The organism is Wolbachia endosymbiont of Dactylopius coccus (assembly GCF_977011065.1).
This window is the reverse complement of the sequence record NZ_OZ347065.1, coordinates 542,195-555,443: the sequence shown is the minus strand read 5'-3', so window position 1 is coordinate 555,443 and position 13,249 is coordinate 542,195. Positions and strand designations below refer to the sequence as shown.

Annotated in this window: 13 protein-coding genes and 1 pseudogene; 7 read left to right on the top strand and 7 right to left on the bottom strand. The window is 35.6% G+C overall.

Annotated elements, in window-relative coordinates:
* Nucleotide 1: 1 nt before the first annotated feature.
* Together ACWHVF_RS03090 and ACWHVF_RS03085 are read right to left on the bottom strand one after the other, a co-directional pair.
* Nucleotides 2-190, bottom strand: coding sequence for a hypothetical protein (locus ACWHVF_RS03090; protein WP_447933157.1), 189 nt, complete (start codon nt 188-190; stop codon nt 2-4).
* 49 nt (nt 191-239) lie between these two features.
* The gene (locus tag ACWHVF_RS03085; protein ID WP_064125493.1) at nt 240-1,262 is read right to left on the bottom strand and encodes a substrate-binding domain-containing protein; all 1,023 of its coding nucleotides are present in this window, start codon (nt 1,260-1,262) and stop codon (nt 240-242) included.
* A 141-nt stretch (nt 1,263-1,403) separates the two neighbouring features.
* Between ACWHVF_RS03085 and dcd the strand changes: the two genes are divergently transcribed.
* Nucleotides 1,404-1,961, top strand: coding sequence for a dCTP deaminase (dcd, locus tag ACWHVF_RS03080; RefSeq protein WP_064125494.1), 558 nt, complete (start codon nt 1,404-1,406; stop codon nt 1,959-1,961).
* A 5-nt stretch (nt 1,962-1,966) separates the two neighbouring features.
* On the opposite strand, the gene ACWHVF_RS03075 is transcribed toward dcd, so the two are convergent.
* From ACWHVF_RS03075 to ACWHVF_RS03065, 3 genes are all read right to left on the bottom strand, one after another.
* Nucleotides 1,967-3,001 carry a hypothetical protein gene (locus ACWHVF_RS03075; RefSeq protein ID WP_064125495.1) on the bottom strand — a complete coding sequence of 345 codons (1,035 nt, stop codon included), beginning with the start codon at nt 2,999-3,001 and terminating at the stop codon, nt 1,967-1,969.
* A gap of 299 nt (nt 3,002-3,300) precedes the next feature.
* On the bottom strand, nt 3,301-3,450 hold the full coding sequence (locus tag ACWHVF_RS03070; protein WP_447933156.1) for a hypothetical protein: 150 nt from the start codon (nt 3,448-3,450) through the stop codon (nt 3,301-3,303).
* Between the two features lie 42 nt (nt 3,451-3,492).
* On the bottom strand, nt 3,493-3,645 hold the full coding sequence (locus ACWHVF_RS03065) for a hypothetical protein (RefSeq protein WP_156488236.1): 153 nt from the start codon (nt 3,643-3,645) through the stop codon (nt 3,493-3,495).
* A gap of 14 nt (nt 3,646-3,659) precedes the next feature.
* On the opposite strand from ACWHVF_RS03065, the gene ACWHVF_RS03060 reads away from it, so the two are divergent.
* A complete protein-coding gene (locus ACWHVF_RS03060) occupies nt 3,660-6,851 on the top strand; it encodes a glycoside hydrolase/phage tail family protein (protein ID WP_064125496.1) in 3,192 nt (1,063 codons plus the stop codon).
* Between the two features lie 86 nt (nt 6,852-6,937).
* Nucleotides 6,938-8,044 (top strand): hypothetical protein, encoded by a 1,107-nt coding sequence (locus ACWHVF_RS03055; protein WP_447933155.1) that lies wholly within the window; start codon nt 6,938-6,940, stop codon nt 8,042-8,044.
* Between the two features lie 204 nt (nt 8,045-8,248).
* On the opposite strand, the gene ACWHVF_RS03050 is transcribed toward ACWHVF_RS03055, so the two are convergent.
* On the bottom strand, nt 8,249-8,575 hold the full coding sequence (locus ACWHVF_RS03050) for a hypothetical protein (RefSeq protein ID WP_064125497.1): 327 nt from the start codon (nt 8,573-8,575) through the stop codon (nt 8,249-8,251).
* Nucleotides 8,576-8,972: 397 nt separating this feature from the next.
* Here ACWHVF_RS03050 and ACWHVF_RS03045 point away from each other — a divergent pair, with 397 nt between their 5' ends.
* The 4 genes and pseudogenes from ACWHVF_RS03045 to ACWHVF_RS03030 all read left to right on the top strand — a co-directional run bounded on the left by ACWHVF_RS03045 (nt 8,973) and on the right by ACWHVF_RS03030 (nt 12,886).
* On the top strand, nt 8,973-10,187 hold the full coding sequence (locus tag ACWHVF_RS03045) for a multidrug effflux MFS transporter (protein WP_447933154.1): 1,215 nt from the start codon (nt 8,973-8,975) through the stop codon (nt 10,185-10,187).
* A gap of 58 nt (nt 10,188-10,245) precedes the next feature.
* The gene (locus ACWHVF_RS03040; protein WP_447933153.1) at nt 10,246-10,533 is read left to right on the top strand and encodes a hypothetical protein; all 288 of its coding nucleotides are present in this window, start codon (nt 10,246-10,248) and stop codon (nt 10,531-10,533) included.
* Nucleotides 10,534-11,537 (top strand): annotated as a pseudogene (locus tag ACWHVF_RS03035) (IS630 family transposase).
* Complete coding sequence (locus tag ACWHVF_RS03030) at nt 11,534-12,886, top strand: ankyrin repeat domain-containing protein (protein WP_064125438.1); 1,353 nt, start codon at nt 11,534-11,536, stop codon at nt 12,884-12,886. Before ACWHVF_RS03035 ends, ACWHVF_RS03030 begins: the two are co-directional and overlap by 4 nt.
* A gap of 11 nt (nt 12,887-12,897) precedes the next feature.
* Here ACWHVF_RS03030 and ACWHVF_RS03025 read toward each other — a convergent pair whose 3' ends face one another.
* Nucleotides 12,898-13,113 (bottom strand): hypothetical protein, encoded by a 216-nt coding sequence (locus ACWHVF_RS03025; RefSeq protein ID WP_447933152.1) that lies wholly within the window; start codon nt 13,111-13,113, stop codon nt 12,898-12,900.
* Nucleotides 13,114-13,249: the final 136 nt, after the last annotated feature.

The window sequence follows — 13,249 nt, the reverse complement described above, 5'->3', positions numbered from 1 at the left end:
TTTACTCTATGGTCTTGCCGCTATCCTGAACGGATACCTGACTACTTGCTAGAACAAAACACATCATAAACTTTTGCTGAAGCTTTCTTTTTCGTTCACTTGCAAGTATATAAACATAATAACTTTTCATATATAGTAACCTGGATCCCAGTGTCAAGCACTGGGATGACACCATTTGTTGTAAACTCACTTTTACTCTATGGTCTTGCCGCTATCCTGAACGGATACCTGACTACTTGCTAGAACAAAAACACATCATAAACTTTTGCTGAAGCTTTCTTTATATCTTCACTTGAAAGTGGGATTAGACCAAGCCTAGATAGGTAACCACCTTCAATACCGATCGAATCTATAATTTCTTTTATGAATTCTCTTAATCCATCAACAGTATCCAGGTGTTCCCTCTTTATGTAAAGGTATAGAGGTCTTGCTAATATATATTTTCCTGATGATATATTTTCATAAGTTGGCTCAATTCCTGCAATTGTGCTCCCTTGTATTTTATCTTGATTTCTCATTAAAAAGCTAAAACTAAATATCCCTAAGGCGTTCTTGTTACTTTTCAATTTTTGTATTATTATGTTTTCATTAATTCCAACTTCTATATACCTTCCGTCATCCCTTATATTACCACATGCTTTCTTTCTTTCTTCCTGATCTTTGTAATTCTCTTTGAAAATTCTCGAGTTCATGCATGAATATTGATCAAGCATAATAGAATTAACCAAAGTTTCGTATGTGCCTGTATTTTGATGTGGACCATAAATTTCAATTTCTGTTTTTGGTAAGGCTTGATTTACATCAGACCAAAACTTCTTATTATTTTTTACTAATTTATCATTTTCTTGAGAATATGCAGATAAAGTTTCAAATAAGTCCTTCTTTGTGAAATCAAATCTATGGCTTTGATTTGAATTTGCAATGACAATTCCATCATAGCCAATGATGATCTCTATCACTTCATTAATTTTATTCCTTTTACATAGTTCTCTTTCTACTTCCTTCATAGGGCGAGATGAAGTGGTGATGTCTGGCGTGTCTTCCCCTATTCCTGAGCAAAACATTTTGAACCCTGATCCACTTCCTATCGATTCCACAACTGGAGTCTTAAAAGAGAATACACGATTGAACTCCTCGGCTACAAATGAGATAAAAGGAAAAACGGTTGAAGATCCAACAATTCTGATGTATTTCCTAGCATCAGCATTTGATAGCGGCGTGAATAATACGAATACAAAAATCAGGAGAAAGTTTCTAAGCATTATTTTTAGTTAAGAACATAAATCTAATTATTGTAACAAAAGATCAAACTGAAAAGCTTTAATTGCATGACAAAAGCTACAGTTTACATTTAAATTTTATTTTATATTATTGTAAGTATTACACAACTTTAAGGGGCAATTATGGCAGTTATGCCAGATAAATGGATAAGAGAAAAAGCTGAAAATTTTGGAATGATAGAGCCTTTTGTGGATCACAAAAGCAGCAAAGGTGTTATATCTTTCGGACTATCATCTTATGGTTACGACGCAAGAGTGGATAATAAATTTAAAATTTTTACTAACGTTAATTCAGCCATCGTGGACCCTAAAAATTTCTCTGAGAATAGTTTTATAGATAAAGAAACAGACGTATGCATAATTCCACCAAATAGTTTTGTACTTGCAAGCACAGTGGAATATTTTCGTATACCAAGGAATGTACTGGTCATTTGTGTTGGTAAATCAACTTACGCAAGGTGTGGAATTATAGTAAACGTTACTCCCTTAGAACCTGGATGGGAAGGTCATGTCACACTCGAATTCTCAAACACCACTCCACTTCCTGCAAAAATTTACGCTAATGAAGGCGCATGCCAATTCGTATTTTTAAGCGGCGAAAGTGAGTGTGAGAAATCATATGATGATATGAAAGGAAAATATATGAATCAGCATGGTATCACTTTGCCGCTGGTGAAGTGATTACTTTAGGTAAAGCAAGATATTGTGCTATTGTACTTAAGATTACTAAGATGAGTTTTAACTAATTTGTCGCATTCTTTATCACCTAAAACTGCACGTGCAGAGTGGTTTTTAAATGACTCTACATAGCTTGAAAAGAAATTTGTAGAAGGAGGATTACTTAAAGCTTCTGCAACTTCTTTTCTTTCTTTATCATTGGAAAGCTGATTAAATAGTTCTTCTCCCTTTTTTTGCAGCTCATTTTCAAATTCCTGCTTTATAGTATTCTTATCTGCTTTTTGCAAGAAGGAAAACTCTTCAAAAATGTACAAGGAAGAGACAATACTGTTGAAGGTACCAGTAAAACATGCACTTGAACCACGACCACCACGCACTCCGTATTCTGTTTGCGATTCTACTAAATGTTTAACCAGTTGATATTTTCTCTGTAATATGCGGGTATTAATATCTATATTATAATCAGCATTTGCTCTAGTTTGATCGTTGCAAGCCTTCCAAGCTAAATTTAAAACTTGCTTCAATGTTAACCCGCTTCCACTATGTGTACTAGGGTTATTTTTCATACGCTCCAAGCACTCAAGTGCATGTTTTTTCTCATCTTCTGTAAGTTGATCTTTATCTGCAGCTTTTTGTGTGCCATTTGCTATGCACTCTAACTGATCAATAAATCCTTCTATTTCCTCTATAAACTTATCATCAACATCAGGCTCGCCATAGTTTTCTTTTAGCTTTTGAACGTTAGTATTAATTGCATCATTTACATCAGTATCATGCGTTGTTTGTGGGATACGTGCTGCCTCCATAAATGCTTCAGCTCTTTGCTCTAACCATTCCGGCATTTTGCCTCCTGCAAAAAGATATAGCTTACTCAATACCGTGGCGATTAAGAAAAACACTAGGAGAGAAATAACAAATATTATAGAAAGTACTACAAATAAACCTGTGATTAGCCACCTTACAGGAGCTAGCAGAATTTCTTTTGCTTTTTTTAATTTTGACGGTCTTTGTATGTTGTCTGGTGTATTTACTACTGCTGGCATAATTAGTTTAAGTTAGTATCAATATTTTTAATATACCATATTTTTTCTTATTTTGTCAACTCAAATTTCTACTTCCGCACTTTTTCATTGTTGCTTACAATGATTATAGCTACATCATGTGCTTTTCTTGATTAAAAACTTCAACTATTCATTGTAAGCTAAGGATGGTGTCATTCCAGTGCTTGACACTGGAATCCAGTCTTCACGCAATCCCATTAAAAACGTTATATTTTAACATAAGATTAGCTACCTTTACACTTACCAACTCGTTGTCCAATCAAAATTCCTGGATCCAAGTGTCAAGCTACTTGGATGACAGGAGAAGGAAGGCACTGCCGTCTTGGATGGAAACCAGTGTCTGGACACTGGGATGACAGGAGAAGGAGGCTACTTCGAGAGGATGTCATTCCAGTGCTTGACACTGGAATCCAGTCTTCACGCAATCCCATTAAAAACGTTATGTTTTAACATAAGATTAGCTACCTTTACACTTACCAACTCGTTGTCCAATCAAAATTCCTGGATCCAAGTGTCAAGCTACTTGGATGACAAAGGAGGAAGCACTGGAATGACAAGGTTATAGGTGTCATCCAAGTAGCTTGACACTTGGATCTTTTCTCAACAATTTCAAAAAAATCTATCAAAAAGGAGGATTATCATGTCTACAATAATTTTATCATCAATTTTTGGTCAAGCAGGCAGCATTTTTGGGCCAATTGGCCGGATTATCGGCTCAGAACTCGGTGCTCTTCTTGGTGCGCAGCTTGATGGTGCGATGTTTAGCCTTGATGCTGAGCAGAAAGTAACGCATGGTGCGAGACTAAAAAATCTGCAAGTTCAAACCTCAACCTACGGCAGAACGATCCCAATTATCTATGGCACTGCTCGCATTGCAGGGAACATTATTTGGTCACAGCCAATAAAAGAAGAGGCGATAACCACCAAAAGCAAAATTGGAAGAGGTATGAATGTTGAGTATAATTACTATGCAACGCTTGCAATTGCGATCTGCAAGGGAAAAGTAGAAAAATTAAACAGAATCTGGGCAGATACAACATCACTTAGCTTTGATGAAATAGATTATACTTTTTACAGCGGCAGAGAAGACCAAAATCCTGATCCATTCATATCATCAATTGAAGGTGAGAAGAATGTACCAGCTTATAGGGGAATATCTTACATAGTTATCAAGAATTTTCCTTTAGCAGACTATAATAATCATGTTCCGGTATTTACATTTGAAGTGCAAACTGCATTAAAGTCAAATGAATTTTCAGTAGCGAAAAATATTCGGAATATCAATATAATACCAGGCTCAGGTGAGTTTGTATATGATACAAAAATACAGAAGAAAATCGCGCAAGAGAAAATAAGCAGCAACCAATATATCCCATATGGACTGGCGCAAAGGGTAAATCATAACAACCACACTAAAAAGAGCGATGCAATGCTTTCTTTGGATCAATTAAAGGGAGATTTACCAAATGTTGAGTGGGTATCGGTAGTAGTCAATTGGTTTGTGAATGATCTGAACATTAAAGATTGTAAAATATATCCTGCAGTTGAATTTCAAGATGATTCCGCAATATTACCTGATGATTGGCAAGTAGGGTGTGTAACCAGAGATAATGCTCAGCTAATTTCAAAAGATGCGAGTGGAAACCCAAGATATGGTGGCACAGTTAGTGATTCAGCGCTAATAAGATATATAGAAGAGCTACACAGCAGAGGCTACAAGGTGATGCTCTATCCAATGCCCTTGCTTGACACAAAGAACAAAGAGTGGCGAGGAAAATTGAGCGGGACTCCTGGGGATATAAGTGATTTTTTTGAGAATCAATATAACAAATTTATAGAGCATTATGCAAGCATTGCCAAACAAACTAAAGTGGAAGGGTTTATCATTGGTTCTGAATTTGTTGAACTTACCAAAATCAGAGATGAAAAAGGTAATTACCCTGCAGTGGCAGAGCTAGTTAAGCTTGCAAAGCGAATAAAACTTCAGCTTGGAAAAGAAGTAACGGTAACTTACGCTGCGGATTGGAGCGAATATCACTCATATGATGGTTGGTATAATATGGATGAACTGTGGTCTTCACAGTACATCGACGTTGTTGGCATAGATGCTTATTTTCCACTGACTGATGGGCCAGAGCCTCCTTTTGGTTATTCCGCGGAAGATGTAATGGGTGGTTGGAGCAGTGGAGTGGGGTATGATTATTTCTATGATTACTCAAAGGGTGAGCCTGAAAGAGTAAAGTATAACGACAGCAGGTATGCGTGGAAAAACATAGCAAAATGGTGGAGTGAAACTCACATAAATCCAGGTGGTAGTAAAACGAAATGGCAACCAAAAATGAAAAAAATATGGTTTACTGAGTATGGATTTCCCAGTATGAACGGCTGCGCTAATGAGCCAAATGTGTTTGTTGATAAAGGCAGCATAGAGAGCAAATATCCACGATATTCAAACGGAGAGGTGAGCTTTCTTTCGCAAAAAATTGCAATTGAAGGAACGCTAAAGAAGTGGCAAAGCTCGGAAATGGTAGAAAAAATGTTTCTCTGGGCGTGGGATGCAAGGCCATTTCCTTATTTCCCCAATTTGTGTGATATGTGGACTGACTGCCATAATTGGCAGACAGGACATTGGATTCAGGGAAAGCTTGCACAGCTTAATATTTCCGATGTTTTATCGGATCTATTACAAAGAGCAGGTTTAAAAAGCGATCAGTTTGATACAGGTGGCGTCAAAGGGTTATTGTCTGGGTATGTGATAAACGACCAGCAACCCGTACGTTCAATTATTAAAATGCTGCAAAGTTGCTATTTTTTTGATGTGGTTGAACAGGGCTCTAAACTGAAATTTGTCCAAAAGGGCAGGGGAGTTACAACTGTAATGCCAATTGGTGAAACGGTTTTCAGTAACAATTCAAAACTTGCTAATATCAGTCAATTAGATTTAAACAATAAAGTTAACATCGTTTACTTTAACCGCAATTTTGGCTATCCAATTGATGTTAAATACGCTGAGTTGCCAAAGCAAGGCACTACTATAACAGTTGAAATACCGCTGATTATGGAGGAGGGGGAGGCGCAAAATATCGCTGAGGTTTTACTTTATTCTTCGTGGCAAGAGAGAAATATATATAATTTCAAGCTGCCGATAAAATATGCATGGCTTGCGCCAAGCGACGTGATAGCGATCTTAGACGGTGAGAAAAAGCATACGGTGAGAATTATAAAAACAAAATTTGAAAGCATGTCCATTCAAGTAAGTGGTGTTGGTTATGACAGCTCCATATATAAGCTTTCTTTTCCTTCAACAAGGTCTCTTATGCTGAAGGAATACCCTCCTTCTCATATCAGCAAAACCATCGTAGAAATGATAGATTTACCGCATGTTAAAGGTAATATCGCAAGCTTTACTTTAATTGGTGAGGAAAGGAATTGGAAGGGAGCAACGCTCTTTATTTCGTACAACGATAAGGATTATAAGCCTATCGCAAGCACAAATAAGCAGTCTACTTACGGATATGTAATGGAATTAACAAATGAGGGAATTACAGTAGTGTTGCGTTTTGGTAAGCTGCGAGGAATTATCGATTCAAATTCAGCATTAATCGGAAAAGAGATAGTGAAATTCCATAGTGCTGAACTAATAGATAAAAATAAATATAAGCTTAGCAACCTAATCAGAGGACAAGAAGATACTAAAGATGCCACAGGTGAAAAATTTGTTCTACTTGATGATTCAATAATATCTTTCGAAGTGCAACCAGGAAAACAACTTTTCCTTAAAGCAGTGACTTATGGTGATTCATTAGATAACACGGAAGTGAAAATATTATAGCTCATGATTTACAAGGTTGCAGTACATCTATTTATATTTATTTAAGAATTAATTGTTATATCAATATACATAATATTTGTGAGGAAATGATGTCTAATAGTATAAAAGAATTATCAAATGAAGCACCAATAATACTAACTTGGGTGCCGAGAGTACATGGTGCATCTTCACCAGACGGTAAAAACAGTATCCTTAATTATTTAGAAATAATAAAAAATCATAAATTAAAAAATAAAGAGGAGAGGGACATATATCTGGTTATAAATGGCCCGGGGTTTGAGCAAAATCAGATAGATGACTTGAAACGTGAACTAGAAAGAATTGAAGGAGTATATGTTGTAGATTTGCATCAATATGACTGGAGCGAAATAGATACAGGGTGGAAAATAGATGGAAAAGATATTAACATAAAGGATTTCTTTAAGAATATGTATAGTATGAAAGAAGAGCAAAGAATGTATTTTGCCGTTGAAATAGATTCTTTTAGATTAGTTGCTCTTGCTCTTTTAAAACAATTTACAAAACAAAAAGAAGGAATATATATAGATTTTGATTCTTTAAAATCAATTAATGGTCATATAGGAAGGGATATAACAATCCCTGAGGGAATTTTATTAGGAAATGTCATAGCCGGTTTTCTTAATCAAGAGGGAAACTTGGATTATGCAAATGCAGTAGATGTAAAAAACTCAAGTTGTTATGATGAATACAAAAATGTGAGTATCTCTTCAAATAACGATTGCATTGCGATAAATAATTCAAGTGTAGCAGTTAACATTTTGTCTGATTATAAAGATAGAATACTAAGCCAAAAAGAAGCTTGTAGTGAGGTTAAAAAGCACTTATCTCCAATCTTAGAAAAAGAAGTATTAGGTATCGCAGTCTCCTTAGTCACAAAAGATAAAGATGAAGAACTCAAAAATAAAGTAATTAAGCAAGTAGAGGAAAAGATTAAAAAATGTATTTCAGACTTTGAAAGCAACGGAATACAAGAGCTATATAATATCGAAAACTTTCAGTATATTAACACCTTGCTTGGTGAATTTAGCTTAAATTCTGCCCAAATGAGTACATTAAAAGCTCTTTCTGTTCAATTAAACGGTGAGAAAGTGAGCAAATGTCCATTTTTTCTTTTAATTGTAATAATGGTAACTATGCTATTAGTCCAGCAAATAGTGATTTATCCTGGATGAGGGGAAAAGATCTATATCATATAGACAACAAGCTAGAAGAGGCGAAAACAGACCAGATGGCAATGGAAAAGCTATCATTGAAATAAAAGGTTTATAGTAGACTTTTGGAACTTTCTATCATCATTGATTTGATGATAGAAAGTTTTGTATGGCCCGATCTTTCGAAGTGCAACCAGGGAGAAAATTTTACCTGAAAGCAGTGACTTATGGTGATTCATTGGATAACACGGAAGCAAAGGTCCTGAACAACTGATGCTCAGTATTTAAACTTAAACTTGAATAATTAAAGATAAGATATTGAAATTCAGGCTTTTTATGATTTGAGCTTAAGATTCCAGTGTCAAAGCACATAACTGTACGAACATTGTGATTTGAATCCACTAGGAGGGTGTCATCTAAGTAGCCTCCTTCTCCTGTCATCCCAGTGCCCAGACACACAACTGTACGAACATTGTGATTTGAATCCACTAGGAGGGTGTCATCCCAGTGCTTGACACTGGGATCTAGGAATTTTGTTAAGTTGGCAAGCATAAAAATAGCTGTTTTATGTTAAAACACAACGTTTTAATGATTATGGAAAGGCTGGATTCCAGACTGGAATGACAAGAAGAGGGTACTTGGATAAGAGGCATTGCCCTTCTGGTAGGTCCAAATCGCAATGTTCGTACAGTTATGTGCCCAGACACTGGGGTCCAGGAAACTTTGATTGTAAACTAATTTGGTAAGCATAAAAGTAAAACACAACGTTCTTGATTACGTTAAATTAAAAACTAGATCCAAGTAGTCATTGCACTGGGATGACACCCTACTGGATAGAGCCTTCACAGGCTTTTTCTCGAATAGCTGCTCTTAATTTCAGTAGTTAAATTAATATACTAATGAAAAAAATATATTATAATCAAGTATATTTAATCCAGTAAATCATTAAGTGAAAACAGCTCTTTCGCAAAATATCATCTCTCTTATTATGATATTGTCTGTAGCAATTGTCGATATGGCAACTGACCTATACTCAGTTGCACTACCAAGCATTGCCAATTATTTTAAAGTAGAAGGCAGTGTAGTGCAGCTTACAATTAGCTTAAATCTAGTTGGATTTGCGGTATCTGGCTTAATTTATGGGCCATTGTCAGACCATTATGGTAGGCGTCCAATGATGCTGATTGGTATGACAATTTTTACTTTGGCAAGTGTCATGTGTTATATAGCCGACAGTATTGCGCTCTTGATACTAATTCGCTTCATACAAGGAACAGGGGCTGGTGCTGCAGGTGTTGTTGGGTATGCAGCAATAAGGGATATGTACTCGGGTAGTGAATACTCGAGAGTAATTTCAAAATTAAATATGGTTGTGGCACTCTCACCTGGAATAGCTCCAGTGGTGGGCAGTTATATAATTTCACATGGTTATCATTGGAAATTTTTGTTTTTTATTATATCACTTGTGGCAATTGCTATGCTTATTTTTATTTACTTTAAGTTACAAGAAACACTCACTGTGAATAAAAATACAACTAATGTGATTGTTAATATCTTCAAACAATATATATCAATATTTAGAAATTATCGTTTCCTTGGGTTTTCAGCCATTCATGGATTAACTTTCATATGGCTTTGGGCATACGTTGCTAACTATCCTTTCATATTTGAATCGATGGGCATTGAAGTACAGTATTTTGGCTACCTCATATCGATCATAGTCATATTTTACATAATTGGAACTTTAATTAATAGAAGGTATGTACCAAAAGTAGGGGTTAGCAAAATGCTAATAATAGGTTTGGTGTTACCGATAATATCCGATAGTTTATTGGTATATTTTTATTTCGCGGACAAGTTAAGTATATTAATTCTTCAAGTTGCCTGGATTCCAGCCAATATTGGGCTTGCATTAATAATAAGCAATAACGTAACTTCTGCTTTAGAAACGATCAAAGGTATAGGGCTTGGTAGTGCAGTCCTCTCATTCTGCAATATGATGTTTGGGGCTATTGGAATATATATAGTAGGAAAATTTTTTCCCTATGGTATTTTACCAAATTTACTATTAACAATAGTATGCTCTACAATTGCGATTCTTATGTACAGCCTGCTCAAATATACCGAAAAACACGGGCATTATTTGCGTGATCCAGGAACATAGAGTTCATGGGTTATTAATGATTTTGCTGTGATAATGTAATTTTACAGGGGGGTGTGGGATGAGTGATTCAATAGGTAATAATAGACCTAAAACTGTTGTTAAAGTAAGTGGTGACAAGAACAGAGTACAGAATTATAATAGAGGAAATTCCCTCAATAGTGAACATGATTACTCGGACAATCTAAAGGAAGTTAAAATATGGTTTGGTGAGTCCTCACTCATAGTGAACAGAGCTTCATTAGATCAAAATATTCATAATGTTATACCAATTCCCATTACACGGCAAACAGATGGACAACAATGGAAGAAAAGCCATAATGAAGTAAGTAAAATAGTTGAGGTATAAATGGCACTAAGATCAAAATTATTGGATGAAGAAGTAGTAAAATCAGCAAAAAAAATGCTGAAGAAAGTAAGGAACAATGCATATGTTGCAAAAAAACTAAATGCTGTAATTGCAGCAAAAAAGCATAGTATAATGGCTGTAGCAAAAATATATTGCATTTCAAGAAGCGCACTAACTTCGTGGATAAAACTCTTGAAATTAGGCAGAGAAGAAAAATTGTTTGCTCCTCCACAACGGCGTAGAAAAACTAAATTAGATCATGCTCAACTACAGCAAGTTGAAGCATGGATAGAAAAAAACCCTAATATTACCATTAAAGAAATGAGAATAAGAATCCAGGAAAAGTTCGGCTTAAATATTAGCAAATCTACAGTACACCGCTATATGCAAAAGATGAAATTCTCTTATATTACACCAAGACCAGTACACAATGTACAAGATAAAAGAAAACAAGAGGAATTCAAAAAAAAATCTCAACGAAGTTATTGGCAAGTATCCTGAAAAAGAGCTGTTTTTCTTCGATGAATCGCGGTTTGGCACACATTCAAAAGTTGGACACGGGTGGTTTAAAAAAGGCACTAGGACTCGGGTTAAAATAAAATTAGGTAGGCATAATTTTTATCTTTACAGTGCAGTTAACCCTGAAAATGGAGAAAGTTCCAGTTTGCTTGCACCAAACGTTAATACTGATTGCATGAATGTATTTCTTGAGCAAATGTCGCAATATCTGGGGACACGAAAGGCTTTTCTCGTTATGGACTGTGCTAGTTGGCATAAGTCAAAAAATTTAAAGGTACCTAAAAATATTGAGATTATATACCTACCTCCATATTCACCTGACTGTCGAGAGGCTTTGGTTGTATGTAAAACAGAACATTTTGCGCAATAAAATATACGATACTATTGCTTTGCTTGAGAGTGCTTTGTGTAAATTTATTACTTCTCTTACCTACTCCACAATTAAACAACTCTGCTATGTATCCTATTTGACTGCACAACAATGAGAATTGGTATTAGAACAATCTTTTCAGAATGCATCAACGATAATGTCGATAAGATGTCAGTCACAGTTCTTGCTAAAGATAACTTGAAACAAAATAGAAATAACTTTGAAAATCCGAACAGTATTCATGTGAATTTTGATTTTGGAAATCAAGTATTAATTTACTCGTGGCCTCATTACCATCAGTTCGATGAAAATAAATGGAATAATTTTTTATTACAACTGGAAGAGAACCACAATCTAGGATTTATTGGAACTGGTGTACTCCAATTCAAATACAAAGGTTTTAATTATCGTGTATATCCTCCATTTTTTAGCCTTGATCATGGGGAAGCTTTTGATTACTATAAACCTGAAGTTTTTAGCTTCTCACCAACAGAAATAAGTCAAATTATAGAAGATATCAAAGAATCTCATCAATCAATAGAAAAGAAAATTATTGATCATTACCAATCATTAGGAAAAGATTTTGTTAAAAACGGTCAAGGTTACATACATATAAAGGCTGATATCGGTGAAAATAATGTAAAGAATTTTACTGATGTATCCTACACCAACAAATCTGATGATATTCATAACAAATCGATAGAAGAAGCATTTGTTAAAGAAGAAGAGCGTAACAATGTAGGGAATCTCTTACATTTAGCTGTTTACACAAACAGCAAAAATTTTATGGAGCAGTTGTTAGACGCGACCGATGTTAATGAAGTAAACAAAAATGATAGGACTCCTTTACACTTAGCCGCCAAGTATGGCAGAGAAGATATGGTAAAAATGCTATTAAATAAAGAGGCGAAGGTTGATGTAGTAGATAATCGTGGTAGGACTCCTCTACATTTGGCTGCTCAAAATAACAACAAAGAGATAGTAGAAATGCTATTAAATAAAGGGGCGAAGGTTGATGTAGTAGATAATCGTGGTAGGACCCCTCTACATTTAGCTGCTCAAAATAACAACAAAGAGATAGTAGATGCTCTAATAGAAGCAAAGGCAAACGTTAATATAAAAGATGAAGATGGAAATACTCCCTTAGGTTTAACTACTAACGGAGAAATAAAAGCTCTATTAAAAAAAGCCGCAGAAAAAACTGATGATGGTAAGTCATCAACAGATAATGAAGGAGATCAGGAGGAACAAGAAGGTAATGTTCAACCAGAAGAACAGCCGAGCTCTTTTTTTGGTAGTTTGTTTAGTATACTTATGAAGCCTTTTTCATTAATTGCATCATTTTTTGGTGGGGTTTTTTCATGGTTGTTTGGGTCTGATGAGCCAACACAATCATCATCTGAATCTGACCAAACAGTTGTGTCAGAATCACCGAATGATTCAGGAGAAAATAACATAATATAGCTAAAGGTTTACTAGATTCCAGTGTCAAGCACTGGGATGACACCGTCTTGGATGGAAACCAGTGTCAAGCACTGGAATGACATCCTCTCGAAGTAGCCTCCTTCTCCTGTCATCCCAGTACCTCCTTCTGTCATCCCAGTGCCCTGACTACTTGGATCCAGGAAACTTAATTGCAAGTAATGCATTGGGTTTGGTGAGTATGGGTTTTGCGTTATAGAATGAAACACTTTTGGTGAATTTGTAAAGAAAACTGGATCCCAGTGTCAAGCACTGGGATGACACCTCTGGGCACTGCCGTCATAAAGGAACCAGTGTCAGCTATTCGGATGACACCATCTTGGATGGAAATAACGTCACGCGCTG